A 26,174-nucleotide genomic window follows, 5' to 3' on the forward strand; every position below is an offset into this window, starting at 1 on the left:
GGCGCGGACCCGTGCCGTCACAGCTGCGACAACTCGTCCACCAGGTCGTCCAGGCCCAGCGAACCCTGGGAGAGGGCCGCCATGTGCCAGGACTTGAGGTCGAAGCCGGCGCCCCGCCGCTCCCGGGCCCGCTCCCGGCCCAGCAGCCAGGCCCGTTCGCCCAGCTTGTAGCCGATGGCCTGCCCCGGCATGGACAGGTAGCGGGTCAGCTCGCTCTCCACGAAGTCCGCCGGCCGGCTGCTGTGCGAACCGAAGAACTCCTGCGCCAGCGCGGGCGTCCAGCGCTCCCCGGGGTGGAAGGGGGAGTCGTCCGGGATCGTCAGCTCCAGGTGCATGCCGATGTCGATGATGACCCGCGCGGCCCGCATCATCTGCGCGTCCAGATAGCCGAGGCGGCGCTCCGGGTCGGTGAGGAAGCCCAGTTCGTCCATCAGCCGCTCCGCGTACAGCGCCCAGCCCTCGGCGTTGGCGCTGACCATGCCCACACTGGCCTGGTAGCGCGAGAGGTCCTCGGCGACGTGCTTCCACTGCGCCAGCTGGAGGTGGTGGCCGGGCACGCCCTCGTGGTACCAGGTCGACACCAGGTCGTAGACCGGGAACCGGGTCTGGCCCATGGTCGGCAGCCAGGTGATGCCCGGGCGCGTGAAGTCGTCCGACGGCGACGTGTAGTACGGCGCCGCCGCGCTGCCGGGCGGAGCGATCCGGGACTCGACCCGGCGCACCCGCTCGGCCAGGTCGAAGTGGGCGCCGTCCAGCTCCTCGATGGCCTCGTCCATCAGCGACTGGAGCCAGCCGCGCACCTCGTCGACGCCCTCGACGTGGGTGCCCTGCTCGTCCAGGTGCGCCAGCGCCACCCACGGCGTGGCCGCGCCGGGCAGGATCTTCTCGGCCTCGGTCTTCATCTCGCCGAGCAGCCGGTGGTACTCGGACCAGCCGTACGCGTACGCCTCGTCCAGATCGAGGTCGGTGCCGTTGAAGTAGCGCACCCAGCGGGCGTACCGCTCCCGGCCCACCACGTCCGGCGTGCCCTCGATCGCGGGCGCGTACACGTCCCGCATCCAGTCGCGCAGCGCCAGCACGGCCTCGGTGGCGGCGCGGGCCGCCTCGTCCAGCCCGGTGCGCAGCGCCTCCGGCCCGGACGCCGTGAACTGCTCGAACCAGCCCTTGCCGTCGCCCGTGTCGGCCCACTGGCCGAGCTGTCCGACGAAGGTCGCGGTGGCGCGCGGACCGGCGTACAGCTTCCGCTCCAGGCCGAGTTCGAGGGACTGCCGGTAGCCCTCCAGCGCGGCCGGCACCGCACGCAGCCGCTCGGCGACCGCCGCCCAGTCCTCCTCGGTGGCGGTGGGCGTCACCGTGAACACCTGGCGCACCGCGTGCGCCACCGAGCTCAGGTTGCTGACCGAACGCAGGCTCTCGTCGGCCTCGTGCACGGCGAGGGAGGCGGTGAGCCGCTCGCGCAGCAGGCGCGCGCAGCGACGCTCGATGTCACTGTCCGCACCGGGCTGCCGTTCGGCCTCGTCGAGCTTCGCGAGCGTCTCGCGCTGGAGCCGGGCGAGCGCCTCCGCGCCGGCCGGCGACGTGTCGGGCAGCCGGCCCGAGCTCTCCTTGTCGCCGAGGAAGGTACCGGTGATCGGATCGAGGGCGATGAGCTCGTCGACGAAGGTGTCGGCGACCTGACGGGGCAGCGGGTTACTGGTCTGTGACATGCGGTCCATCCTCGTACGACGGACCGCCGTGCGTCACGGGGATTGCGGCGACGGCACCGGCGGAAGCAGCGGCCCGCACTCCCATTTCTGGAAGATCAGCCGGGTCTCCACCCGGGCCACCTCCCGATGGGCCGTGAACTCGTCCAGGACGAGTCGCTGCAGGTCCGTCATGTCCGCCACGGCCACATGCACGAGATAGTCGTCGGGACCGGTCAGGTGGAACACCGTCCGCGACTCCGGCAGCGCCCGGATCCGCTCCACGAACGGTCCCACCAACTCCCGCCGGTGCGGCCTGACCTGCACCGACAGCAGCGCCTCCAGACCTCGCCCGAGTTTGGCCGGATCCAGCTGGAGCCGGTGCCCGAGGATCACCCCGGAGCGGCGCAGTCGGGTCACCCGGTCAAGACACGTCGACGGCGCCACGCCCACCTGGGCGGCGAGGTCGCGGTAGGTGGTCCGGGCGTCGTTCTGAAGCAGCCGCAGCAGATGCAGATCGACCGGATCGAGTACGACGGAATCAGCCATCGGCCGAACGTAGCACGGGATTCGCCCCACCCGCCCCGTCGGATGTTCACCCTGCGGCCATGGACTCAGCGAGCACCTACGACGACCCGGCGGCCCTCGGCGGCCACGCCTTCCGTACACCGCGCGCCCTGGCCACCGAGGCCGTGCACGCCGGCCGCGACGACCTCGCCCGGCAGGGCCTGCACGCCCCGCCGATCGACCTGTCCACCACCTACCCGTCGTACGACAGCCGCGCCGAGGCCGCCCGCATCGACGCCTTCGCCGCCGACGGCGCGGACCCGGCCGGACCGCCGGTCTACGGGCGCCTCGGCAACCCGACGGTCGCCCGCTTCGAGACCGCCCTGGCCCGCCTCGAAGGCACCGCGTCCGCCGTCGCCTTCGCCAGCGGCATGGCCGCCCTGACCGCCGTCCTCCTCGCCCGCGCCGCGACCGGCCTGCGCCATGTCGTCGCGGTACGGCCCCTGTACGGCTGCAGCGACCACCTGCTCACCGCCGGCCTCCTCGGCACCGAGGTCACCTGGACCGACCCGGCCGGGATCACCGACGCGCTGCGCCCCGACACCGGCCTGGTGCTGGTCGAGTCCCCGGCCAACCCGACCCTCGCCGAACTCGACCTGCGGGCCGTCGCCCACGCCTGCGGCACGGTTCCGCTGCTCGCCGACAACACCTTCGCCACCCCCGTGCTGCAACGCCCCGCGGAACACGGCGCACGCCTCGTCCTGCACAGCGCCACCAAGTACCTCGGCGGTCACGGCGACGTCCTGGCCGGGGTCGTCGCCTGCGACGAGGAGTTCGCCGGGCAGCTCCGGAAGATACGGTTCGCCACCGGCGGCGTCCTGCACCCGCTCGCCGGCTACCTGCTGCTGCGCGGCCTCGCCACGCTCCCGGTGCGGGTCCGCGCCGCCTCCGCCACCGCCGCCGAACTGGCCCGCCGCCTCACCGCCGACCCGCGCGTCGCCCGCGTCCACTACCCGCGGCTGGGCGGCGCGATGATCGCCTTCGAGGTGTACGACGACCCGCACGAGGTCATCTCCCGGGTACAGCTGATCACCCCGGCCGTCAGCCTCGGCAGCGTCGACACCCTCATCCAGCACCCCGCCTCCATCAGCCACCGGGTCGTCGACGAGGCAGACCGCCGCAGCGCCGGGGTGAGCGACAGGCTGCTGCGCCTGTCCGTGGGCCTGGAGGACGCGGACGACCTGTGGGCGGACCTGGACCGGTCACTGGGGATGCTGTAGCGCCCCGCAAGGGGCGCGGGGAACCGCGCGACCAGCCCCCACGCCCCCGCAGCCGCCGAACGACCAAGAGTCCTACGGCGCTTCGGCGTTGTTCCCCAACTCACCCGCACCGGAAAGCCACCCCGCGGCAGTCACGGCACTCTCCGTCTCCGCCGCAAGCCGCGCCGTGATCACCAGCGTCCCCTCCTCGATCTGGTAGTCGAGCGGCAACCCCAACGCCCTCATCGCCGCCACCATCCCGGTGTTGGACGCCTGCGTCACCGCGTACACGCTCTCGCAGCCCGCCTCGACGGCCATCCGCACCAGCCGCCCCAGCAGTTCGCCGCCGATGCCGCGCCGCTGCCAGTCGTCCTCGACGAGCAGGGCCACCTCGGTCTCGTCCCCGTCCCACAGCAGATGCCCGAGGCCGACGATCCGGCCCGACGCGGTCTGCACGGCCAGCGTCCTGCCGAAGCGGGGGCTGAGCAGGTGGTTCAGGTACCGGTCCGCGTCCCCGACCGGCCCGTGGTAGCGGAGCGCAAGGGTCCGTGTCGAGCAGCGCTCGTGCATCGCCCTCGCCGCCTCCAGGTCGCCGGTGTCGGCCCGGCGTACCGTGATCTCGCTGCCCGCGGGCAGCGAGATCACGTCCTGGCTGCGCGGGATGCGCGGCCCGAGCCGGGCGTCCAGCTCCACCAGCGCCCGCGCCCGCGCGAACTCGGTCGGCGTGAACGGGAGATACGGCCGTTCCACGGTGATCACTCCCCCCTCCGGCGCACGCAGCCGCATCACGGTGTCCTCCAGCGCCCCCTCGACGGGAACCGCCTCGGGGCTCCGGGCCCCGCCGACCGGGTGGGCGGGGAGCGAGCGGATCGTGCACCTCCCCAACAACTGCCGGAGGGCCAGCGGAAGTTCCGCCGCGTCCAGGGCGGTGCGAGTGGCCAGTCCCAGCACCCGGGTCGGCGCGTCCACCAGATCGTGTGCGTCGGCCCGCTCGATCCAGGTGTCCGTGCCCCCGGCCAGCGCGACCGCCCGGGTGATCTCGCCGGCGAGCAGCTCACCCGGGGCCCGCAGCAGGAACTCGTCCACCGTGCCGTCGCCCAGCGGATGCGTCTGCAGGCTCAGGATGTCCACGCGGTGCCCGGCGAGCGCGGCGCACAGCGCAGCAAGCGAACCCGGCTCGTCGCGCACCGTCGTCCGCAGCCGCCACAGCGTGCTCGCCCGGTCGCCGGTTCCCGAGGCGTCCGCGCCGGCCCCGGCCCGCCGTGTCTCGGTGACGGCCGGCCGGGCGCCGGTATCGGTATCGGTCACCGGCGGTGCGTGACCTGGGCGCCTCGCCCACCAGACGTGGAAGCCGGCCGTCGCGGCCAGCACCAGCGCCGAGATCACCAGCAGCGCCGGCCCGTCGGGCCCGTGCCCGACCAGGTTCGCCACTCCGTCGGCCACCGCGACCGCGGTGAACAGGGCGGCGAGCTCGACGACGTCCCGTCGCCAGTGGTGCACGGGGCGTCCGTTCCGCGCGCGTGTCACATCAGACATGTTCCGATTCATGCAGCCACTGTGAAGCAACGGTGTTGCGTGATCACGAACGCTCTGTGACCGACGGGTAAAGCATGCTTACGTTCCTTTTGTGATGTTTCTTGTGGTGCCGAGGTCCGTGAAATGACCGGTTCCTGACCCTGTCAGGCGGCCTCCGCCACGGCCAGGGCGTCCCGCAGCCGACGGGCCTGGACCGCCAGCCGGGACGAGCCGCGCCGGGCCGCCGCCCCGGACAGATGCGGCAGCTCACCCCGGGCCCCGGACCGCTCGGCGCAGTCGGCGGCGACCGAGAGCAACTCCCCGAGCCCACGGGCCGCACCCGAGGCGCCCGCGGTCCCCGTGCTTCCCGCGGACGCGAGGTCGGCGAGCAGCACGGGCAGGGTGTGCCGGAGCATCTCCCATATCGTCGCGTTCGCCCCCGTGGCCGCCGCCGTCCGGGCCGACTCGGCCAGCCGCAGCGGCTTCACCGCACCGCGCCGGACCAGCTGACCGAGGTCGGCGCCCAGCCGCTCGGCGTCGAGCTGCCCGCGCGCGGCGAGCACCAGCAGCGCGTCCACCGCGGCCAGCCGGTCCTCCGGATGCCGGGCGCCCAGCCCGTACGCCACGCACAGGTGCGTGCTCTCGCCGGCCGGGCCGCCGGACTCGGCGAGCAGCGGCAGGGCGGCGGCCATGCCCCTCCCGTCGTCCTGGGCGGCCTCGGAGACGTCGTGCACCAGCCGTACGGCGACGATCTCCCGCAGTTCCGGGAGCGTGGCCAGCCAGTGCCGGTGGTTCTCCTGGCCCCAGTGGTAGCAGTACCGGACCGCGTCGGACACCGTGAACGCCCGGCCCAGCCGCCGGAACGCCTCGGGGAAGTCCGCCAGGAGTTCCCCGACCTCACCGGACTCGACCAGGATGCGCGGCCCCGACGTCCGACGGCCGTTGGCGGGGAGGGCGGGCGCCCCGGCGGACAGCCGGCGGGCGAGTCGCTCGCCCTCCGGCGTGCCGAGCGCGCTCGCGCGTCCGGCGGCGGCCAGAGCGGCCGTACGGTCCTCGCGCCGGACCCGCAACAGGGCTTGGGCGAAGTCTGCCTCGCCCACCCGGGCGCCGAGGCGGCGGTAGGCGTCGAGCCGGTCGACGAGTTCGGCCGGCTCCAGGAGCCCGGTGCTCCACGAGGGTGTGGCCAGGAGCAGCGGCTGCGGGTCCGTGCGTATCCGGTGGGCCAGTTCCCGCAGCCGGACGTCCAGGACGCGCGAGAACCCGTGGCGCGCGCAGTCGTGGTCGGCCGGACCGCTCCGCAGCCCGGCGAGCAGGGTGGCCGTGCTCACGGCCCCGTACAGCGTGGCCAGGACCAGTTCGAGGCCGCCCTCGGCGGTGAGGAGACCGCGCCGGGTATGGCCGAAGCGCTCCTCGCACAGCTGCCGGCGATGCGGCTCGGGCTCCCACCACCAGCGGGTGGCCGCCACCGGTTCGAGAGCCTCCCGCAGCGCGTCCTGGTCGCGGTGCGCGTGCCGGGCCAGACCGTCCAGCGCCCGCTCGAACGCGGCCACGTCCTCGTCCCCGTCCGCGGCCAGCAGGGCCGACACCTCCTCGGCGAGTGCCACGGCGGAATCCGGCGCGGCCGGGAGCCGGAGCGGCTCCGGAGGCGGCGGCAGCACCTCCTCGTACGCCTCGGGCGCCGCCGCGGGCGCGATGCCCGGAACGGCGGTCGCCCGCATCCGCAGGGCAGGGCTCAACCGCTCGGCCGCGACGGCGATCTCGGACCGGACGGCCTCGGACCGGGCCGCGGGCTCGCCGTCGAGCCGCTTCGCGTGCCGCTCCACCAGCTTCAGCGCCCGCTCCTGCACCTGGGTGTCCTCGTGCCCGAACGCCTGAGCCACGACCGGCAGCAGCTCCGCCGCCGCGGACGCGTCGCGGGCGAGCACCTTGCCGAGCAGCACCAGCTGGGCGCGCACCAGCTTCTTCTCGGCACGGAACAGCAGGCCTTCGGAGGCCTCGGCCAGCTGCCGCGGGGTGAGGCCGCCGTCCAGCGCGAGGCCGGCCAGGACCGACTGGGCGTGGGCGGCGACCGGGGAGGCGGCGTCCCTCGCCAGGGCCGTCCAGTCGGCGACGCGCTCGCGCACCTCGTCCCTCGTGAGGGCGAGCAGGCCCAGCAGCGGCAGGAAGATCCGGTGGTCGGTGGGGCCGCCGCCGCGCAACAGGCGGGCCACACAAGCGTCGACCACGGACTTGCGCTCCAGCACGCCCGCGCCGGTCAGCTCCGCGAGGGCGCTCTGCCAGGAACCGGGACCCTCACCGAACAGCCAGCGGACCTCGCCGAGATCGGCGAGCTCGAACAGGCCCGTCACCAGCGGCGCGAGGTCGGGCTCGGCACGCAGCCGGTCGACGAGGGAGACCCGTCCCCAGCTGTGGCCGATGTGCCTGACCCAGCCGACCACATAGGCGTCCGTCACCGGGACCTCGCACCCGGAACGCCGGACCAGTCCCGCCATCAGCAGGAACGGCACGTCCGCGGAGACCGGCCGCGCGGCCAGCCGCCGTGCCACGTCGGCCTGCCAGCCGGTGTCCCGGTCCGCCAGCACCTTCAGCAGCGTGTCCGCCGGGGCCTGCCGCCACCGCATGTCGGCCCCGGCGATCCAGGTCGCGGCTGCCGCGGCCCCCGAGTGGCACATGGCCCCGGCCACCTGGAGCGCCGGATAGCTGCGCTCGGGCCGGGTCTCCCAGGGAGCGGCCCGCAACTCCTTGCGCAGAGCCTGCAACTCGGGCAGCAGCCCCCGCCGTTCGGCATCCGACAGCTTCCGCACCAGGAGGGCCGTCTCCCCGGTGCGCCCCGCCCGTACCGCCTCAAGCACCGCGTCCATCACGCACCCCCGCCGATCTCCGCCATGTCCTGTCCCGCCGTGTTCCGCGCCCGCGTGTTCCGCGCCGCCATGTCCTGCCCTGCCGTGTCCTGTTCCGCCGCGGCCCCCCGCCGCACCATCCGCACCGCCAGCGCGTGCTTGCACGGACCGCGCCCGCCCCGGTACTTCGCCCACCACAGGCAACTGCAGCTCAGCACCCCCGCCGTGTCCCGCACCCGGTGCACATGACCGTCCTCGGCCGTCACCGTGGCCAGCCCGCCGGCCAGGGCCACCGCACCCGCGGCCACCAGCGCCCGGGCCGACCGCAGCCGGGGGTTGTGCCGCTCCACGCGCCCCGCGTCGTAGGGCAGTTCGCGGTGGAAGTAGGCGGCCTCCGCCGTGTCGTAGCCGACCCGTCCCGAGGTGCCGAGGCGGACCAGGGCCGCGCGGACCCGGTCCGCGGTGAGCCCGGAGGCGGCGGCCAGGTCGGCGACGTCGACACGGGGCTCCCAGGCCAGCAGGACCGCGATCAGCTCCGCGTCCTCGGCGGCCTCGCCGGTGGCGAGCGAGTCCAGCACACCGCCCTCGCCCGAGAACCCCCGGGCCGCGTCCGGCGACAGGGTCAGCGTGAGCCGCATGCCCGGCAGGACGATCTCCCAGGCGGCGGCCGTACCGGAGGCGGCCAGGCCTCCCTGCGGGCCGTAGACGCGCAGGGCCGTCGCATGGCGCAGCACCCGCTGCAGCGCGCCCAGCCGCTCCGGTCCCGGCAGGCACACCGCGCCCGGCACCGGCCGGGTCGTCGGCCGCAGCCCCCGGCCCACCGGTACCACCCAGCCGGGACCGGCCGAGCCCCGGCGCCCGGTGCCGCCGCGGGGGAGCGAGCGCAGGAACCGGACCGCCTCGTCCGCCGGCAGCTCGGCCCGCAGATCGAACCCGGCGGCCACGACCTGCGCCTCCGCGAAGCCGCGCAGCCAGCGGTCCGGGAGCGGGACCTTCTTCTCCACCACCGGGCCGTCCAGCGTGGTCACCGCCAACTCCTCGGGGCCGACCCGCAGATGGAGCGGATCGTCCGAGCCGAGCCGGGAGAGCGCCTCCCGCAGCGGGTTGTTGACGTCGACGTTCGTCGTGCCCTGGCCCACCTCGCCGCCGTCCAGTCCCGGGCCGAGGACGTCCAGCCGGGCGTACACCCCGCCGCAGCCGGAGAAGGACTCGAAGCGCAGCCGGTCGCCGTTGCCCGTCACCACCGGGTCCAGCGAGGCGCGCAGCTGCGGCTGGTAGTACCGCGCCGCCGCCACGTCGGCCACCGCGAGCAGCCCGGCCGCGGCCACCTGAGGCGAGGTCAGGAACCCCGCGAAGAACCGCGGATGGTCCTCGACCCCGGTGGGCGTCGCACCCCGGGAGGTCTCGAGACCGAGGTGGCGGCCGTCGGCGCCGGAGCGCAGCACGGAGGGTTGGCGATAGGCCACGGCCTGTGAAGATCGCGTCATGGGAAAAACCGTAGAGGCGACCACTGACAATCGCTCCGACCTGCGAAAACATGCTGTGCGACGGCGGGTTCGCGGAGTCGGGGAACGGTGTGCCGAAAGATGCGGCAGGGCCGCGCACCGGGGGATGACGCCGGTGCGCGGCCCTGGAAAAAGCGTACGGGAGTTACTGGCCGACCCGGCCCGGCTGCAGGGTCTGCGTGAACAGCACGGTGCCGTCGTACTCGCGCAGACGCACCGTCAGTTCACCGCTGTCACCGTCGATGTCGACCTCGCCGAAGAACTGGTAGCCCTCGGCGGGTGACACGTTCGAGGCGGTCGGCGCCTTGACGAACACCCGGTCGGGTCCGAAGGTGCCGTCCAGCGCGCTGGCCGGGAAGGCACCGGCGTTCAGCGGGCCGGAGACGAACTCCCAGAACGGCGCGAAGTCCTTGAACGCGGCCCGCGACGGGTCGTAGTGCTGGGCCGAGGTGTGGTGGACGTCGGCCGTCAGCCACACCGTGCCGGTGATCTTCCGGTGCTTGATGTACCGCAGCAGCTCCGCGATCTGCAGCTCGCGGCCGAGCGGCGCGCCCGGGTCGCCCTGGGCGACGGCCTCGAAGTTCGCCTTGCCCTCGACCGGGTCGGGCACGACCAGGCCGATCGGCATGTCCGCGGCGATCACCTTCCACACCGCCCGCGACCGGGACAGCTCGCGCTTGAGCCATGCCAGCTGTTCGGCGCCGAGGATGCCCTGCGGGTCGGTCGTCTGGTCGTCGGGGGAGTTGGCGTTGCGGTAGGTCCGCATGTCCAGTACGAACACGTCGAGGAGCGGGCCGTGGTGGTGGACCCGGTAGATCCGGCCGTCGGGACGGCCGCTGATCGTGGAGATCGGGAAGTACTCGGAGAACGCCCGCCGCGAGCGAACCGCCATGTCGTCCAGCCTGGTGCCGGCCGGGTAGGCGGTGCCGGTGCCGATGACCTCGCCCGGGTACCAGTTGTTGCGGACCTCGTGGTCGTCCCACTGGATGACGTTCGGCACCTGGGCGTTGAACCGGCGCAGCGCCTGGTCCAGCAGGTTGTAGCGGAAGTTGCCGCGGAAGTCGTCCAGGGTGACCGCGACGTGCGACTTCGCCTCGGAGGTGACGTTGCGGTAGAGGCTGCCGTCGGGCAGCGCCTGGGTAGCCGTGATCACGCCGTCGGCGTAGATGTTGTCACCGCTGCACAGGAAGAAGTCCGGGTCCAGCTTGGCCATCGCGTCGAAGATGCGGTAGCCGCCGATGGACTCGTTGATGCCCCAGCCCTGTCCGGCCAGGTCACCGGACCACAGGAACTTCACGCCCTGGCGGCGGCGCGCGGACGCGGTGCGGAAGGTGCCGGTGACCGGCTCGCCGGTGCGGCGCGGGTCGTCGGGGTCGGCGAGCCGCACCCGGTAGTGGATCTGCTCACCGGAGGGCAGCCCGTGCAGCCGCGTGGTGCCGGTGAAGTCGCTGTCCGCGCCGAGCAGCGGGCCGTGCCAGCTGCGGGCGTTGCGGAACGACTCGGTGGCCGAGGTCTCCACGATCATCCGCGCCGGCCGGTCCGAACGGACCCACACCAGGCCGGAGTCGGCGGTCACGTCGCCCGCCTGGACGCCCCAGTCCGCCCGGGGACGCCCGGACAGTGCGAACGCCGGCGCGGAACCGAGCGCCGTGGGCAGGGTCAGGGCCGCCGACGCGGCGAGCGAGCCGCGCAGCACGCTGCGGCGGCCAGGGAGCGAAAAGGACATGGAAGGGCCTCCAGAACGGGAACCGGCCAGGGGTGCACAGCCACAACTACGGGGGCGCCGCAGCGCACACGCAAACCGCGAGTGAACAACTGACCGGCACTGCAAGCGCTGTCCCTCCACCGGGCAGGCCGTTGGCGGTGCCCTGCGGGGGTGCGGGGGCGCCGGGGTGGCGCTGGGTTCGGGCGCGCGGCTGCGGCTCGGTCACCGGTCGGCGACCGCCGCCGTGTGGCCCCGCGAGGCGCCCTCCTGCATCGGCTTCCGGCATCGGCTATCGGCATCGGCTTCCGGCCGGCGGCCGGCGGCCGGCCGTGCTCCGGGCTGCCACTCCGCGGGCCGGTCGCCGGTGGGCAGGGCCCAGACCCGCCTGGACGGCCGTCGTACCCCGGCCGCCCCGGGGCCCCGCGCCGCACCGTGCCGCAGGCAGGCTCAGGCCCGTAGACGCGGACGCGGACGCTGACGTGGACACGAACACCGCACCGGCGTCCGGCCGTGCGTCAGCGGCTGCCGTCGAGGATGACGCGGGCGACCAGCGCCGGGTCGTCGTTCATCGGGCAGTGTCCGCAGCCGGGCAGGCGGATCAGCCGGGCCTTGGGGATGATCTGCTTGGCCCGCACCCCCTGGCGGCGCACCAGCAGCATGTCCCGGGTGCCCCAGCCCACGGTGACCGGGATGCCGGGGATGTCGTCGGTGAACTGGACGGCGGAACCCGCCCGCAGGGTCTCGGCGAATCCGCGGGCCTGGGCGAGGGCCAGCGTCTCGGCGACCACGGCGTCGGGTGAACGGCGCGCCGGACGGGCGTAGATGGTGCTGGTCAGGGCGGCCCGCCCGGCGGCCGACCGGGACAGCCGCTCGATCAGCGGGAGCGGCAGCCGCTCCGCGATCCGCCGCATGGCGATGAGCACGCCGAAGGCATAGCGCCGCTCGGCCTGGGTCCAGAACCCGGCGGGGGAGAGCGCGGTCACGGACCGTACGAGCTTCTCGCGGCCCAGCTCCAGCGCCAGCAGCCCGCCGAGGGAGTTGCCCGCCACGTGCGGCCGGTCCAGCTCCAGGGCCTCGAACAGGGCGCCGAGCACGGCGTTGGTGGTCGGCAGGTCGTAGGCGAGGCCGGCCGGAAGGGCCGGGGAGGCGCCGAAGCCGGGCAGGTCCACGGCGATCACGTCCCGCTCGGTCGCGAGGATGTCCACCACGGGGTCCCAGGCCTGCCGGTGATGCCCTATGCCGTGGATGAGGACCAGGGGTTCGCCGCGGCCCACGCGCGCGTACGAGACGGTCACATCCTTCCGGCCGAGCGCGGCCGGGGCTTTGAAGGAGACGGTGGCGGACATGGGGGCTCCTCGTCTGGCGACTTCGGCGGACGCCGTAGACAGCTTGTCAGCAATTGCTACTCGCGGGTAGTCCCCGGTGCGGTGTGTCGTGCGCCGGTCCGCCCCGTCAACGCACCCCGGGCGGCTCCTGATGGAAATGGGGATGCCGCCCCGCCTCCCGGGGGCACCGCACCGGCCACTTCCGCGCCCGGGTCGCGGGTCTCCGGTGGTCCCCGTCGGTCCCGTCCGGTCCCCGGATCATTCTGGGCCGAGGGTGTGGGACGCCGGGCGATTCCGTCCTGACATGCGCGAACGTGTCGGACCCGAGGTGGGTGACGACCGCGGCGCCGACCGCCGGCCCTCCTGCTCGGGGCCCTTCCCCGGGTGCGGTGGGAGCTTTGCCGCCATGTCACGAAAACGCACCCGCGCGAACGCCTCGTGAACGCTCTGTGACACCGCTTTCTATGCGTTGCCCAAGGGATCGAGGATTGGTCTTGACCAAGGGTCTGCGCCGCCCTATGGTCGCAGATAAGTAAAACAACCTTTAATAAACAAGGGCGCTAAAACGCCGCCGGACCACGGCGATTGCGGAGGACAGGGTGGGGACCACGCAGCTGGAATCGGTGCCGGAACCGAAGTACTGGCATCTCAAGACCGTGCTCAGTGAGGCACTGGACTCGGAGTTCTCGGTCGGCGAGATCCTGCCCAACGAGCGCGACCTCGCGGCCCGCTTCGGCGTGGCCCGAGCCACCCTCCGCCAGGCACTCGAACAGCTCGAACTGGAGGGCAGGCTGCAGCGCCGCCGCGGTGTCGGTACGACGGTCGCGCCCCCGCGCATGGGCGTGGCGGTCGGCACCGACCAGCACGCCTGGCCGGGCGCGCCCGGGGACGCCTGGCAGCCCGCCGACTGCACCCTCGCGGTGCCGCCCGCCGCCGTCGCGGCAGCCCTGGAGACAGGCGCGGAGGAGCCCGTGCACATCGTGCGCCGCTCCCGTGTCTCGCACGGCCAGCCGGTCGCCGCCGAGCTGCTCTACATTCCGGCGGCCTCGGTCCCGGAGCTGACGGCGATCGACGCGCCGTCGGGAGCGCCCCGCGCGCGTGCGGTGCTGCGTGAGCTGCTGCACCTGGAGCTGGAGGGCCAGGACCGCGCCGTGGAGCTCGGCTCGGCCCGCGCGGACGACGCCAAGGAACTCGACCGTCTCCCCGGCGCCCCGGTGCTGGTCGTCACCACCCGGTTCCTCGCCGCCGGCCGCACCGCCGCGCTGTCCGTGGCCACCTACCGGGCGGACACCTGCCGGCTGACCTTCGGCGACACCGGCGGCGTGGAGATCCACCACGGCCCCGAGCGGCAGGCCTCCTAGCCGCCGCGCCCGACCAGGTCGTGCCCCGGCTCCTCGCCGGGGCGCGACGCTTTTCCCGACCCACTTGCTCAGCCACTCAGCCGCTCAGCGGCGCGCGGTGACCGTCCCGTCCACCGCGAACAGCTGTTCCTCCACATGGTCGAGGGCGAGCCGCAGGGCGCCCGTCGCCACCGCCGCCTCACCGAGCAGCGAGAGAGCCACCCGGGGCGGTCGCAGACAGTAACGGGCGAGCTCCCGGCGCAGCGGCTCCAGGACGCCGTCGAGGCCGGCCGCCCAGCCGCCGATCACCACCAGCTCCGGGTCCAGCGCCAGCACCAGCGCGGCCACGTCGTGCACCAGCCGCTGGATGAACCGGTCGACGGCCGCCCGCGCCCGCGCATCACCCTTGCGGGCCAGCGCGAACACCTCGGCGACCGCCTGCTCGTCCAGCGGATGCAGCGGCTCGTCGGTGGTGGACAGCAGCGTCTCCGGGGTCACCTCCCGGCCCAGCAGATGCAGCGCGCCGATCTCCCCGGCCGCCCCGCCGTACCCCCGGTGCAGCCGCCCGCCGATCAGCGATCCGGCGCCCGGACTCAGCCCGGCCATCACCATCACCACGTCGTCGGACTCGGTGGCGGCGCCCTTCCAGTGCTCGGCCACGGCCGCCGCGTTGGCGTCGTTCTCCACCAGGACCGGACACTTGAAGGACCGGCTCAGCCGCTCGCCGAGCCGCAGCCCCGTCCACTCGGGCAGCGCGGTGCCCAGCCGCACCCGGCCGTCCGCCTCGACGATGCCCGGGGTGCCGACCCCGACGGCCCGCAGCGAACTGCGCGCCACCCCGGCCCGGCGCAGCAGCTCGGCGACGGCGGTGCGCAGCCGCTCCAGCCGCTCGTCCGCGTCGGCCGTCTCGTCGACCTCCTTGGCCTGCGCGCCCAGTATCCGGCCGTCCAGGTCGGCCAGGAGCGCGGCGACGCGGTGCGGGCCGATCTCCAGGCCGAGCAGATGCCCGGCCTCCGCCCGGAACCGGAACCGCCGGGCCGGCCGCCCCTGCCGCCGGGCGGCGCCCTCCTCGGCCGCCGTCTCGACGACCAGTCCGGCCTCGATGAGCCCCTCGACGACCCCCTCGACGGTCGGCCGGGACAGCCCGGTCACCCGGGTGATCTCGGTGAGCGTCGCACAGTCGGTGGCCCGCAACGCATGCAGCACCACTGCGGAATTGATCCTTCGCAGCAGAGACGGATCACCGCCGGTCAGTCCCGCCAACGTCCGTCCTCCCAGCTAACCCTGCACGTTGGCCGGATCGTACTTCGACGCCCACGACCCCGGCGAGTGCCGGACGCCTCCGATCTGCCGCAGATCCACGATCAGCGGCGCCCGACGAACCCCGACTCGTACGCCGCGATCACCGCCTGGGTGCGGTCCCGCACCCCGAGCTTGGCCAGGACGGCGCCCACATGGGACTTCACGGTCTCGGTGCCGACGACCAGCCGCGCGGCGATCTCGGCGTTGGTCAGCCCCCGTGCCATGAGCCGCAGCACCTCGGCCTCCCGCTCGGTCAGCCGCGCCCACTCCAGCGCGCCCCGCCCGTCGCTCCGGCCGTACCGTTCGGCGAGTTGCCGCACCGACGCCGGGAACAGCAACGACTCGCCCTCGGCGACGAGCCGCACCGCATGCACGATCTCGGCCGGCCGGGCCCGCTTCAGCAGAAACCCGTCGGCGCCCGCACGCAGCGCCTCGTACACGTACTCGTCGTCCTCGAACGTGGTCACCACGAGGATCTTCGGTGGCTCCGCGACCGTGCGCAGCACCGCGCGCGTGGCCTCGATCCCGTCCAGCAACGGCATCCGTACGTCCATCGCGACCACGTCCGGCCGCAGTTGCCGCACCAGCGGGATCACCGCTGCCCCGTCCGCCGCCTCCCCGACCACCCTGATGTCGGGCTGTGCCTCCAGCACGGCCCGCAGGCCCGCGCGGACGAGTGGCTCGTCGTCGACGAGCAGAACAGTGACCGGCATCCGGTCAGCGTAGATCAGCCGACCGGTAGTTCGGCGTGCACCTGCCAGTCGCCCCCGTCCGGTCCGGTACGCGCGCGGCCCCCGAGCAGAGCCGCGCGCTCGCGAATGCCGCGCAGCCCGCTGCCCCGCCCCGGCCCGGGTATCGCGCCCGGAAGCGGATTGCGCACTTCCAGGTCGAGGGTTCCGCCCGCCACGCGCACCCGGACCCGCACGGGCACGGCCCCCGCGTGCCGCAGCACGTTGGTGAGCGCCTCCTGGAGGATGCGGTAGCCCTCCCGGGAGACCGGCCCCGGCACCGTCTCCAGCGGGCCGGTGACCTCCGCGTCCACCTCGGCGCCCGAGGCGCGCGCCGACTCCAGGAGCCGGTCGGCCTCGGTGAGCGTCGGCCGTCCGCCGGCCTGCTGGCGGGACTCGCGCAGCACGCCCAGCACCCGCTCCAGGTCCGCCAGCGCGCTCCGGCCGGTCTCCTCGATGGCTGCCAGCGCCCGGTCGGTGAACTCCGGATCGCCCGCCGCCCGGGCCGCGCCCGCCTGCACCACCGCCACCGTCAGCGCATGGCCGATCGAGTCGTGCAACTCGCGCGCGATACGCGTGCGTTCCAGGAGCTGCTCGGTGCGCTCCTCCAGGGCCGCGAGCCGCTCGGCGGCGGACGGACCGAGCAGCCGCCCGGCCAGCGCGGTGATCAAGTTCCCGAAACCGACGACGACCCCGTAGAGGGCGATCAGCGGGAGCGGGACCAGCAGGGCGTAGGCCCAGTGCGGCCGGGCCGTGTCGAGCAACGGGACACCGCCGGGCGTCTGCCCGGCGGCGAGTCGGCCGAGGTCGAAGGCGATGGCCGGGAGCCACACCGAAGCCAGCGCCCCCGCCGAGCCGACGATCATCCGCGCCTCCAGCCACAGCACCGTACGCCCCCGGTCCCGCCAGGTCGCCGACGGCGTCTGCGAGATCCCCGACTCCTCCTCACCGGGCGTCAGGAGAAGCCGCGCCTGTACCCCCTCGCCCCGGCGCACGGCCGGGATCAGCCCGACCGGGATCAGCGCCAGCGCGGGCACCCACGGCCTCGACGGGTCGACGAAGAGCCACAGGGCGACGACGAGCAACGGCACCCACAGGTGCAGCAGGCGCGTGTACGTCGTCCCCCGCAGCAGCGGACGGAGAAAGCGGATCATGCGGACATCGTGACAGGCCCCACCGACAACGGCCGTCCCCCGGGCGGGGGAGACGGTCCCCGCCTGCAGGGGAGGCCCCAACCCCCTCGCCCGACCAGGCTGTCGGGCATGAACACCATCGACGTGCGCGACCTCACCAAGGAGTACGGCGGCCGACGGGCCGTGGACCAGCTCACCTTCTCCGTCCGCCCCGGCCGCGTCACCGGTTTTCTGGGCCCCAACGGAGCCGGGAAGTCCACCACCCTGCGCCTCGTCCTCGGCCTCGACCACGCCACCTCCGGCTCGGCCACCGTCGACGGGCGGCGGTACCCCGAACTCCGCGAACCCCTGCGCCGGGTGGGTGCCCTGCTCGACGCGGGCGCCGCGCACGGCTCGCGCACCGGACGCGACCATCTGCGCGCCCTCGCGGTGAGCAACCGCATCCCGGCCGGCCGGGTCGACCAACTCCTGGCGGAGACGGGGCTCGAGCCCGCCGCCCTGCGCCGGGTGCGCACGTACTCCCTGGGGATGCGCCAGCGGCTCGGGATCGCCGCCGCCCTGCTCGGTGATCCCGGGGTGGTGCTGCTCGACGAACCTTCCAACGGCCTCGACCCCGAAGGCATCGTGTGGATCCGCCACCTGCTGCGCCGACTGGCGGCGGAAGGCCGCACCGTGCTGGTCTCCAGCCATCTCATGAGCGAGACGGCGGCCTTCGCGGACCACCTCGTCGTCCTCGGCCGCGGCCGGCTCCTGGCCGACACACCCGTGCGCGACTTCATCCACGCGCGCGTACGGCCCGCGGCGAGGATCCGCACCACCGACGACGGACGACTCGCCGAACTGCTCGCCCGGCACGGCCGGGACGCGGCCCGCGGTGCGGACGGGGCGTGGACGGTACGGCACGCGCACGTGGAGGAACTCGGCCGCCTGCTGGCCGGCGCGGCCGTCCCCGTGCTCGAACTCACCCAGGAACAGGCCACCCTTGAGCAGGCCTACCTCGACCTGACCGCGACGGACGCCGAGTTCACCGCGCAGCACCACCAGGAGGCCTGAGCATGCCGTTCCGGCCCCTGCTCCACGCCGAGTGGATCAAGATCCGTACACTGCGTCCGCTCGTCGGCACCCTGTGCGCGGTCCTGCCCGCCACCGCCGTGTGCACCGCGCTCTCGGCGGCCGGTTCCGGCGGCGGATCCGACCCGCTCTTCTCCGCCTTCGCCGGCGTGTCCTTCGGGCAGGTCGCGGCGGTCGCCTTCGGCGCGACGGCCGTCACGTCCGAGGTCCGGGGCGCCGCCCTGCGCCTCACCCTCTGCGCGGTGCCTGACCGGCGGCGCTGGTTCGCGGCCAAGGCCACGGCGATCGCGCTGTCCGTGCTCGCCGTCGGCCTGGTGACCGGCCTCGTCACGCTGGTGCTGGGCAGGCTCCTGCTCGGAACAGCCGGACCGACCTGGCCGGAAGGGCTGCGGGGTGCGCTGGGCTGTGGCGTCTACCTGACACTGATGGCCCTGTTCGCGGCGGGAGTCGCGGCCGTGCTGCGCAGCGGGACCGCGACGCTCGGCGTCCTCGTCCCGCTCCTGCTGATCGTGTCGTTCGTGATCGGCGACCTGTCGGCCGGCATCTCCGACTTCCTTCCCGACCGGGCAGGCCAAGCGGTCCTGCACAGCGGCCGGGAGGGGACCCCGGGTCCATGGGCCGGACTCGCGGTGACCGGACTGTGGACGGCGACGGCACTGCTCGCCGGAGTCCGCAGTCTGCGCCGGCGCGACGCCTGACGACCAGCCGGGTGCCACTGGGACCGCGAGCTACCCCTCCGCCGCCGCTCGCAGCCGTCCGAACTCCTCTGCCATCGTCGCCGCCGTCCAGTGCGCGTTCAGCCCGCTGGGGTTCGGCAGCACCCACACCCGGGTGTCCCCGATGGTCCGTTCCTGCGGTCCCACCTGGGCCCCGCGGTCGGCGAAGGCGGCGCGGTAGGCGGTGACGCCCACCACCGCGAGCCACCTCGGCCGGACCCGCGTCACCTTCGCGGTCAGCAGGCGTCCGCCCTCCGTGTACTCCGACGCCGTCAGCTCGTCGGCCCGCGCGGTCGCCCGCGCCACCACGTTCGTGATGCCGAGCCCGTACGACAGCAACTCGTCCTGTTCCGCGGGCTTCAGCAGCCTCGGGGTGAAGCCGGACAGGTGCAGGACCGGCCAGAAGCGGTTGCCGGGGCGGGCGAAGTGGTGGCCCGTGGCAGCCGTCATCAGGCCGGGGTTGATGCCGCAGAACAGGACGTGCAGGCCGTCCGCGAGCACGTCCGGGACGAGACGGTCGCGGGCGGCCTCCAGGTCCGCCGCGGTGAAGCGGGGGGAACGGCCGGTCAGAGGATTGCTCCGGGGGTGTAACCGGCGGCCTCGGGGTGCTGCTTGACGATCTCCTCGATCCGGCCGACGACGACACCGACCTGGGCGGACGCCGCACCCGTGAAGGACAGCTTGTCGGCCATCAGGGCGGTGAGCTGCTCGTGGTCCAGCGGCAGCCGCTCGTCGGCGGCGAGCTTGTCGAGCAGGTCGTTGCGCTCGGCGCCCTGCTCGCGCATCGCGAGCGCGGTGGCGACGGCGTTCTCCTTGATCGCCTCGTGCGCGACCTCACGGCCGACACCCGCGCGCACCGCGCCCATCAGCACCTTGGTGGTGGCGAGGAAGGGGAGGTAGCGGTCCAGCTCCCGAGCGACGACGGCCGGGAAGGCGCCGAACTCGTCGAGGACCGTCAGGAAGGTCTCCAGGAGGCCGTCGAGCGCGAAGAAGGCGTCCGGCAGGGCCACCCGGCGCACCACCGAGCAGGACACGTCGCCCTCGTTCCACTGGTCGCCCGCCAGCTCGCCGGTCATCGAGGCGTAACCGCGCAGGATCACCATCAGACCGTTGACGCGCTCGCAGGACCGCGTGTTCATCTTGTGCGGCATCGCCGAGGAGCCGACCTGGCCCGGCTTGAAGCCCTCGGTGACCAGCTCGTGCCCGGCCATCAGCCGGATCGTCTTGGCCAGGGAGGAGGGGGCGGCGGCCAGCTGTACGAGCGCGGTGACGACCTCGTAGTCCAGGGAGCGCGGATACACCTGGCCGACCGAGGTGAACGCCTGCGAGAAGCCGAGGTGGCCGGCGATCCGGTCCTCCAGCTCGGCCAGCTTCGCCGCGTCCCCGCCCAGCAGGTCCAGCATGTCCTGGGCGGTGCCCACCGGGCCCTTGATGCCGCGCAGCGGGTAGCGGCCGAGCAGCTCCTCGACGCGGCCGTACGCCACCAGCAGCTCGTCCGCGGCGGTCGCGAAACGCTTGCCGAGGGTGGTGGCCTGCGCGGCCACGTTGTGCGAGCGGCCGGCCATGACCAGCTCGGCGTACTCGCCGGCCAGCCTGCCCAGGCGGGCCAGGACCGCCGTCGTACGGTCCCGCATCAGCTCCAGCGAGAGCCGGATCTGGAGCTGCTCGACGTTCTCCGTCAGGTCACGGGAGGTCATGCCCTTGTGCACGTGCTCGTGGCCGGCGAGGGCGTTGAACTCCTCGATCCGCGCCTTCACGTCGTGCCGGGTGACCTTCTCGCGCTCGGCGATGGAGGCCAGGTCGACGGTGTCGAGAACCCGCTCGTAGTCGGCGATCGCCGCGTCCGGCACCTCGATCCCGAGGTCCTTCTGGGCCCGCAGCACGGCGAGCCAGAGCTGCCGCTCCAGTTTCACCTTCTGCTCGGGCGACCAGAGCGTGGCGAGCTCGGCGGAGGCGTAGCGTCCGGCGAGGACGTTCGGGATACGGGGCTTGGCGGGCGCGGCTGAAGTCACGTGCACGGAGTTTACCCGGCGCCCGGCAGCGCCTCCGGAGCGTCCACGGAGCAGACGCGCAGGTGAGGCCGGGGCGGGACCGTCACCGCGGGGAACCGGCCCGGCCCGGGTCCCCCTTCTGCTGCTCCGCCTGCTCCCGTTCGTCCATTCCCGCCAGCAGTGCCTGATGGCTGCGGCGGACGTGCTCGCGCATGACCCGTTCGGCACCGTCGCCGTCCTTGGCGAGGACGAGGTCCAGCACCCGGTGGTGCTCGTGGTCGGACTCGGTCAGGCGGCCCGGCTGGGCCAGCGAGGTGCGGACGAGACGGGCGTACGCGAGCTGGTTCATGAGGGTGCGGTAGTGCGCCTCCAGCTTGGTGTTGTCGGCGCCGACAACGATCAGGTCGTGGAACTCGTGCACCAGCCGCCCGTACCCCTCGGCGTCACCCGCCCGCACCGCCTCGTCGGCCTCGCGCATGTTGTCCCGCAGCCGGGCCACCTCGGGCACGTTGCCCCGGAAGGCGAGCAGCCGGGCCGCGGCGCCCTCCAGCAGCTCCTTCATCTGGAACAGCTCGGTGATCTCGCGCCGCGAGGGCACCGCGACGAACGTGCCGACCCGCGGCCGTACCTCCACCAGGCCCTCGATCTGCAACTGCTTCAGGGCCTCGCGGATGGGGGTACGGCTGACCCCGAAGGTCTCCGACAGCGCCATCTCGGACAGGCTGGAGCGCGGCGGCAGCTCACCGGTGATGATCATCTGCCGTAGCTCCTCGGCGACGCGCGCCTGCATGCTCGTCTGCTGGAGCGGCTTCCGCGCCCGGCCACTGGGTTCTTGCATGGTACGTGAACGTAGTCGGGGTCGTCGGGAGTCGTCAACAGGCCGGGGTGATGTCGGTCGCTCTGCCATACAAGGGTCGTTCATGACCGCAGGATGAACGGATCACCGGCCGGTTCCTCGCTCGTGTTGACCCACACGCTCTTCAGCCGCGTGTACTCCCGGATCACCTCCGTGCCGTGCTCGACACCCGTGCCGCTGCTCTTGAAGCCGGACCGCGGGGACATCGGCGACATCGACCGGTAGGTGTTGGCCCACACGGTGCCCGCCTCCAGCCGCGCCGCCATCCGGTGCACCCGGTTCACGTCCCGGGTCCACACGCCCGCGGCCAGGCCGTACGCCGAGTCGTTGGCGATGGCCAGGGCCTCCTCCTCGGACGCGAACGGCATGAAGGTGGCGACCGGGCCGAAGATCTCCTCCCGGCAGATCCGCATCGCGTTGTCCGTGCCGGTGAAGACCGTGGGGGAGTAGAACCAGCCGTCGAGGCCGGTGTCGGGCCGGGCCCCGCCGCAGACCACCTTGCCGCCCTCGGCCAGCCCGAGTGCGACGTACGACTCGACCTTGGCCAGCTGGTCGGCGAGGGCCAGCGGGCCGAGTTCGGTGGAGTCCTCCAGCGGGTCGCCGATCCGGATGGTGGCGGCGCGCGCGGTGACGCGTTCCAGGACCTCGTCGTACACGTCCCTGTGCACCAGAACCCGGCTGCCGGCCACACAGGTCTGGCCCGCCGCCGCGAAGATCCCCGCGATCACGCCCATCGACGCCGACGCCAGGTCGGCGTCCGGGAAGACGATGTTCGGTGACTTCCCGCCGAGTTCGAGCGTGCAGCGGACGAAACGGTCGGCGCAGGTGCGGGCGATACGGCGGCCGGTCTCGGTGGAACCGGTGAAGGTCACCTTGGCGACGTCCGGGTGCTCGGTGAGGGGGCCGCCGGCGGTCGGGCCGAAGCCGGTGACCACGTTGACGACACCCGGCGGGAAGCCGGCCTCCTCGAAGAGCGGGGCGAGGGCGAGGAGGGAGGCCGAGGTGTGCTCGGACGGCTTGACGACCACGGTGTTGCCTGCGGCGAGGGCCGGGGCGAGCTTGGTCGCGGTGAGGAGGAGGGGGGAGTTCCAGGGGGTGATCGCGCCGACCACGCCGACGGGTTCGCGCAGTGTGTAGTTGAGCAGGTCGCGGCTCGCGCCGGGGACGACCTCGCCGTGGATCTTGTCGGCCAGGCCGGCGTAGTAGTGGAAGTACTCGGGGAGACCGGCGAGTTGGGCGCGCATCTCGCGCAGGAGCTTGCCGTTGTCGAGGGTTTCGGTGCGGGCGAGTTCTTCGGCGTGCTCGCCGATGAGGTCGGCGAGGTCGCGCAGCAGGCGGCCCCGGCGGGTCTGGCTGAGGTCGCGCCAGCGGGGGTCCTCGAAGGCGGTGCGGGCGGCGCGGACGGCGCGGTCGACGTCTTCGGCGGTGCCGTTCGCGGCCTCGTACCAGGGCTGGGCCGTGGTGGGGTTGAGGCTGGGGAAGTACTCGCCGGAGGTCGGTGCGGTCCATTCTCCGGCGATGTAGTGGTCGTGGCGGGGGAGTGGGGTCATTGAGGTCGCTCCTCGGCTGCGGGTGAATCGTGGTTGATCGCGCAGTTCCCCGCGCCCCTAGAGGGGCGCCCAGGGTGCCGTGTGTTTCAGGATCACCTCGGTCAGCTCCTCAGGGCGTTCCAGTGGCAGCAGATGGCGTGCTCCGGGAAGGACTTCCGCGTGGGCACCTGGAATTCGGTCGGCCAGCCTGCGGGTCATCTCCGGGGTCGATCCGGGATCGTCCGCACCCGTCACCGCCAGGGTCGGAGCGGCGATGTCCGGCAGGAGGGGCCACAGCCCCATGTCCGCCGTCGCGAACACGTCGTAGCAGGCCAGGTACGAAGTCCGGTCGTTCGCCAGCAGTGTGGCGAGCACCCGGTCCGCCGACTCCGGCGCACGCGACCGCCATTGCGGGGAGAACCAGCGTTCGACGGCGGCCCGCGCCGACCCCTCGAAGTCCGCCCGTGCCCGCTCCCGCCTCCCGGCCACCGCCGTCCGCTCCTCCTCCGACCGCCCGGCGACCGAGCTGACCAGGGTGAGGGTGGCCGTCAACTCGGGGCGTGTTACGGCCAGTTGTTGAGCCACCAGGGCGCCCAGCGAGAAGCCCACCAGATGGGTCGGTCCGTCCAGGAGTTCGGCCACGTCCTCGGCCAGCTCCGCCAGCGACACACCGGGAGCCGCCGGTGGGGAGTCGCCGTGCCCGCGCAGGTCGACCAGGGTCACCCGGTGCCGTGCCGCCAGTGACGGCAGACAGCGTGCCCACATGCTCCGGTCGAGGCCGACACCGTGCAGCAGCACGAGATCCGTACCGGAGCCGTGGACCTCGTGGCTCAAGGGCGCCGCCGTCATGTCACTGTTCCGTGGCCAGCGGGGCCAGCCGCGCCTGGGGCCTGCCCTGGGCCGCCGCCGCGAGGCCGATGACGATCTCGTCGGCGCGGGGGCCGTCCGGGACCCGGACCTCGATGCTCTGGTGGTGGGAGCGGATCGTCGCGTCGGTGACGTGCTTGAGCGGGATGTCGAAGACCGTGCCGGCCGCCGCCCGCTTCTCCACCGCGGGCAGCAGGGTGGTCGCGTCGGCCGCCTTGCGGAAGTGGTCGCCGAACTTCAGCGTGTGGATCAGGCCCGAGCCGTGCTCGATCTCCCCGTCCAGGCCCACGATCGCCGCCTTGCCGTACGCCTCCACCGGCGCGCCGAGTGCGGCGACCACCCGGGGTGCCAGCAACTCGCCGAGCTGCGGGGCGACTTCGTCGATGCCCGGCAGCAGGTCGGCCACGAAGCCCTGGCCCGCCCACGGGTTCTCGATCACCGCGAGCACCACCGCCGTACGGGCGGGCGGGTCGACGGGTCGGCCGCCCTCGGTGTGGATGTCCTCCGTGTACGTGATGATCTTCCGGACGTTCATCGGGCGCTCTCCAGTTTCTCCAGGTCGGCGAGGCGGACCACGGGGTCGGTACGGCGGTCCCCGATACGGGCGTTGGGGCGGGGTCCGGACGCGGCGGCGGCGATCACCACGATCTCGTCGGGGCGGGGCGCGTCGGGGACCCTGATCTGCACGGTCTGGTAGTGCGAGCGGGTCGCGGCGGCCGTCTTGTGCCACAGCGGCACGGTCAGCGGTTCGCCCGCCGGCAGCCGGTCGTCGTTGAAGACGATGATGGAGGTGCCCTCCGTCAGCTCCCGCAGGACGTTGCCGAAGTACGGGGTGTGGATGAGCGCTCCGCCGTGCTCGACCTCGCCGTCGAGCCCGACCACGGCCGCCTTCCCGAAGGCCTCCACACGGTCGGCGCCGCCGAGTTCCGCGATCAGCCTGCCGGTGAGGATCTGCGCCAACTCGGGTGCCACCGACTCCACCTCGGGCTGGAGGTCGGCCACGAAGCCGCGCCCGGCCCACGGGTTGCGGATCACCGCGGCGACCGCGACCCGCCGTACCGGAGCGGCCACCGGGCGGCCCAGTTCCAGCAGCACCTCGTCGACGACGGTCACGACCTTGCGGATGTCCGTCATGCGGTGAACTCCGGCATGACCTTGTCCGCGAACAGCTCCAGGCTGCGCATCGCCTTGCGGTGCTCCAGACCTGGGTGCGTGGTCCACAGGAGCAGGTGCTCAAGACCGACCTCGTCGCGGAGTTCGGCGATCTTCTCCGCGACGTACTCGGGGGTGCCGACCAGCAGGTTGCGGCCGTGCAGGAAGTCGTACGACAGCTGGTGCGCGTCGGTGAGCTCCTCGTCGGCCTCCATCAGGTTGGCCAGGCCCCGCCAGTGCATGATCCAGCGGTACGTCGTCATCAGCGCCTCCTCGAAGTCGGCGCGGGCCTGCTCCATGGTGTCGGCGACGTACACGTCACGGACCAGGCCGATGCCCTCGCCGAGCGCGTACTCCCGGCCCGACGCCAGGCTGGCCGTGGTGCGGTACAGCTCGAAACGTTCCTTCAGGGCGGAGACCGGCGGCAGCCAGAACATGCCCTGGACGCCGTCGGCCGCGGCGGCCTGGATGGAACGGGGGCTGTCGATGACCTGCCAGAGCGGCGGGTGCGGGCGTTGCAGCGGGAACGGGGTGACCTGCATCTTCGTGATCACGCCATCGGTGGTGTAGTCGTCCGTGGCGGGGGAGAGCGGGTGGTTCCACTTCACCCCGGGGGCCGGGAACTCGTAGAAGCGGCCCTGGTGCACGAAGAACTCGCCGCTCCACGCCTTGCGCAGGATCTCCACCGTCTCGTCGTACAGCGCCCGGTTCTGCTCCTGGTCGCGCGGGTCGGCGAGCGCGTTGAGGTTCAGGGCCTCGCGGCCGTACAGGCCCCGGCCGAGGCCGACCTCGACGCGCCCGCCGGAGAGCTGGTCGAGCATCGCGATGTCCTCGGCCAGGCGCAGCGGATGCCAGAAGGTGGCGATGGAGGCCGCCTGGCCGATCCGGATACGCGAGGTGCGGGCCGCGATGTCGGCGCCCATGAGAACCGGGTTCGGAGTGATCTCGATGGCCTCGTGGCCGAAGTGGTGCTCCGTGTACCAGGTGGACCAGAACCCCGCCTCTTCGGCCGCTACGGCGAACTCGCGTGCCTCGTCCATGACTTGGGCGTACTCGCCGAGCCGGCCGGGCGCTCCGAGGTTGTGGAATATCGAGAACCGCATCAAGTGTCCTTTCCACTTCGGCTGTGCCATGCAAGCGAGGCTAGGAGG

General features: G+C 73.3%; 22 protein-coding genes. 4 read left to right on the forward strand and 18 right to left on the reverse strand.

The window, feature by feature from the left end; translation table 11 throughout:
- Window positions 1-17: 17 nt before the first annotated feature.
- Window positions 18-1,706: a DUF885 domain-containing protein gene (locus AB0D74_RS15240; RefSeq protein ID WP_362585480.1), complete on the reverse strand. Its 1,689-nt coding sequence runs from the start codon at window positions 1,704-1,706 to the stop codon at window positions 18-20.
- Window positions 1,707-1,739: 33 nt separating this feature from the next.
- Entirely contained in the window at window positions 1,740-2,231 is a 492-nt protein-coding gene (locus tag AB0D74_RS15245; protein WP_362585483.1) for an Lrp/AsnC family transcriptional regulator, read from the reverse strand.
- A gap of 59 nt (window positions 2,232-2,290) precedes the next feature.
- Here AB0D74_RS15245 and AB0D74_RS15250 point away from each other — a divergent pair, with 59 nt between their 5' ends.
- On the forward strand, window positions 2,291-3,469 hold the full coding sequence (locus AB0D74_RS15250) for a PLP-dependent transferase (protein ID WP_362585486.1): 1,179 nt from the start codon (window positions 2,291-2,293) through the stop codon (window positions 3,467-3,469).
- Window positions 3,470-3,541: 72 nt separating this feature from the next.
- Here the strand turns inward: AB0D74_RS15250 and AB0D74_RS15255 are convergent, their stop codons facing one another.
- The 5 genes from AB0D74_RS15255 to AB0D74_RS15275 form a co-directional block, all read right to left on the reverse strand.
- Window positions 3,542-4,984 (reverse strand): GNAT family N-acetyltransferase, encoded by a 1,443-nt coding sequence (locus AB0D74_RS15255; protein WP_362585489.1) that lies wholly within the window; start codon window positions 4,982-4,984, stop codon window positions 3,542-3,544.
- Between the two features lie 143 nt (window positions 4,985-5,127).
- The gene (locus AB0D74_RS15260) at window positions 5,128-7,824 is read right to left on the reverse strand and encodes a DUF6493 family protein (RefSeq protein WP_362585492.1); all 2,697 of its coding nucleotides are present in this window, start codon (window positions 7,822-7,824) and stop codon (window positions 5,128-5,130) included.
- The gene (locus AB0D74_RS15265) at window positions 7,824-9,290 is read right to left on the reverse strand and encodes an SWIM zinc finger family protein (protein ID WP_362585495.1); all 1,467 of its coding nucleotides are present in this window, start codon (window positions 9,288-9,290) and stop codon (window positions 7,824-7,826) included. Before AB0D74_RS15265 ends, AB0D74_RS15260 begins: the two co-directional genes overlap by 1 nt.
- 163 nt (window positions 9,291-9,453) lie before the next feature.
- Window positions 9,454-11,034 carry an alkaline phosphatase D family protein gene (locus tag AB0D74_RS15270; RefSeq protein ID WP_362585498.1) on the reverse strand — a complete coding sequence of 527 codons (1,581 nt, stop codon included), beginning with the start codon at window positions 11,032-11,034 and terminating at the stop codon, window positions 9,454-9,456.
- A gap of 494 nt (window positions 11,035-11,528) precedes the next feature.
- Entirely contained in the window at window positions 11,529-12,359 is an 831-nt protein-coding gene (locus AB0D74_RS15275; RefSeq protein WP_362585500.1) for an alpha/beta fold hydrolase, read from the reverse strand.
- A 578-nt stretch (window positions 12,360-12,937) separates the two neighbouring features.
- On the opposite strand from AB0D74_RS15275, the gene AB0D74_RS15280 reads away from it, so the two are divergent.
- Window positions 12,938-13,699 (forward strand): GntR family transcriptional regulator, encoded by a 762-nt coding sequence (locus AB0D74_RS15280; RefSeq protein ID WP_362585503.1) that lies wholly within the window; start codon window positions 12,938-12,940, stop codon window positions 13,697-13,699.
- A gap of 84 nt (window positions 13,700-13,783) precedes the next feature.
- Here AB0D74_RS15280 and AB0D74_RS15285 read toward each other — a convergent pair whose 3' ends face one another.
- The 3 genes from AB0D74_RS15285 to AB0D74_RS15295 all read right to left on the reverse strand — a co-directional run bounded on the left by AB0D74_RS15285 (window position 13,784) and on the right by AB0D74_RS15295 (window position 16,862).
- Window positions 13,784-14,941 (reverse strand): ROK family transcriptional regulator, encoded by a 1,158-nt coding sequence (locus AB0D74_RS15285; RefSeq protein WP_362585506.1) that lies wholly within the window; start codon window positions 14,939-14,941, stop codon window positions 13,784-13,786.
- 101 nt (window positions 14,942-15,042) lie between these two features.
- Complete coding sequence (locus tag AB0D74_RS15290) at window positions 15,043-15,693, reverse strand: response regulator transcription factor (protein WP_362585510.1); 651 nt, start codon at window positions 15,691-15,693, stop codon at window positions 15,043-15,045.
- A gap of 14 nt (window positions 15,694-15,707) precedes the next feature.
- The gene (locus AB0D74_RS15295; protein WP_362585513.1) at window positions 15,708-16,862 is read right to left on the reverse strand and encodes a histidine kinase; all 1,155 of its coding nucleotides are present in this window, start codon (window positions 16,860-16,862) and stop codon (window positions 15,708-15,710) included.
- A 108-nt stretch (window positions 16,863-16,970) separates the two neighbouring features.
- Between AB0D74_RS15295 and AB0D74_RS15300 the strand changes: the two genes are divergently transcribed.
- Together AB0D74_RS15300 and AB0D74_RS15305 are read left to right on the forward strand one after the other, a co-directional pair.
- Window positions 16,971-17,894 (forward strand): ATP-binding cassette domain-containing protein, encoded by a 924-nt coding sequence (locus tag AB0D74_RS15300; protein ID WP_362585516.1) that lies wholly within the window; start codon window positions 16,971-16,973, stop codon window positions 17,892-17,894.
- 2 nt (window positions 17,895-17,896) lie between these two features.
- Window positions 17,897-18,610 (forward strand): ABC transporter permease, encoded by a 714-nt coding sequence (locus tag AB0D74_RS15305; RefSeq protein WP_362585519.1) that lies wholly within the window; start codon window positions 17,897-17,899, stop codon window positions 18,608-18,610.
- A gap of 30 nt (window positions 18,611-18,640) precedes the next feature.
- Here the strand turns inward: AB0D74_RS15305 and mug are convergent, their stop codons facing one another.
- From mug to AB0D74_RS15345, 8 genes are all read right to left on the reverse strand, one after another.
- On the reverse strand, window positions 18,641-19,078 hold the full coding sequence (gene mug, locus AB0D74_RS15310; protein WP_362586023.1) for a G/U mismatch-specific DNA glycosylase: 438 nt from the start codon (window positions 19,076-19,078) through the stop codon (window positions 18,641-18,643).
- Window positions 19,079-19,194: 116 nt separating this feature from the next.
- Complete coding sequence (gene purB / locus AB0D74_RS15315; RefSeq protein ID WP_362585521.1) at window positions 19,195-20,646, reverse strand: adenylosuccinate lyase; 1,452 nt, start codon at window positions 20,644-20,646, stop codon at window positions 19,195-19,197.
- Between the two features lie 76 nt (window positions 20,647-20,722).
- Window positions 20,723-21,457 carry a GntR family transcriptional regulator gene (locus tag AB0D74_RS15320; protein WP_362585524.1) on the reverse strand — a complete coding sequence of 245 codons (735 nt, stop codon included), beginning with the start codon at window positions 21,455-21,457 and terminating at the stop codon, window positions 20,723-20,725.
- 80 nt (window positions 21,458-21,537) lie between these two features.
- Window positions 21,538-23,025 carry an aldehyde dehydrogenase gene (locus tag AB0D74_RS15325; RefSeq protein ID WP_362585527.1) on the reverse strand — a complete coding sequence of 496 codons (1,488 nt, stop codon included), beginning with the start codon at window positions 23,023-23,025 and terminating at the stop codon, window positions 21,538-21,540.
- Window positions 23,026-23,082: 57 nt separating this feature from the next.
- Window positions 23,083-23,853, reverse strand: a complete 771-nt coding sequence (locus AB0D74_RS15330; protein ID WP_362585530.1) for an alpha/beta fold hydrolase — start codon at window positions 23,851-23,853, stop codon at window positions 23,083-23,085.
- A 1-nt stretch (window position 23,854) separates the two neighbouring features.
- Entirely contained in the window at window positions 23,855-24,406 is a 552-nt protein-coding gene (locus AB0D74_RS15335) for an amino acid synthesis family protein (protein ID WP_355726482.1), read from the reverse strand.
- Window positions 24,403-25,005, reverse strand: coding sequence for an amino acid synthesis family protein (locus AB0D74_RS15340; protein WP_362585534.1), 603 nt, complete (start codon window positions 25,003-25,005; stop codon window positions 24,403-24,405). Before AB0D74_RS15340 ends, AB0D74_RS15335 begins: the two co-directional genes overlap by 4 nt.
- Window positions 25,002-26,126 carry an LLM class flavin-dependent oxidoreductase gene (locus AB0D74_RS15345; RefSeq protein WP_362585537.1) on the reverse strand — a complete coding sequence of 375 codons (1,125 nt, stop codon included), beginning with the start codon at window positions 26,124-26,126 and terminating at the stop codon, window positions 25,002-25,004. The genes AB0D74_RS15340 and AB0D74_RS15345 overlap by 4 nt, the downstream gene beginning before the upstream one ends.
- Between the last annotated feature and the right edge of the window lie 48 nt (window positions 26,127-26,174).

The organism is Streptomyces sp. NPDC048278 (assembly GCF_040652195.1).
Taxonomy (GTDB): Bacteria; Actinomycetota; Actinomycetes; order Streptomycetales; family Streptomycetaceae; genus Streptomyces.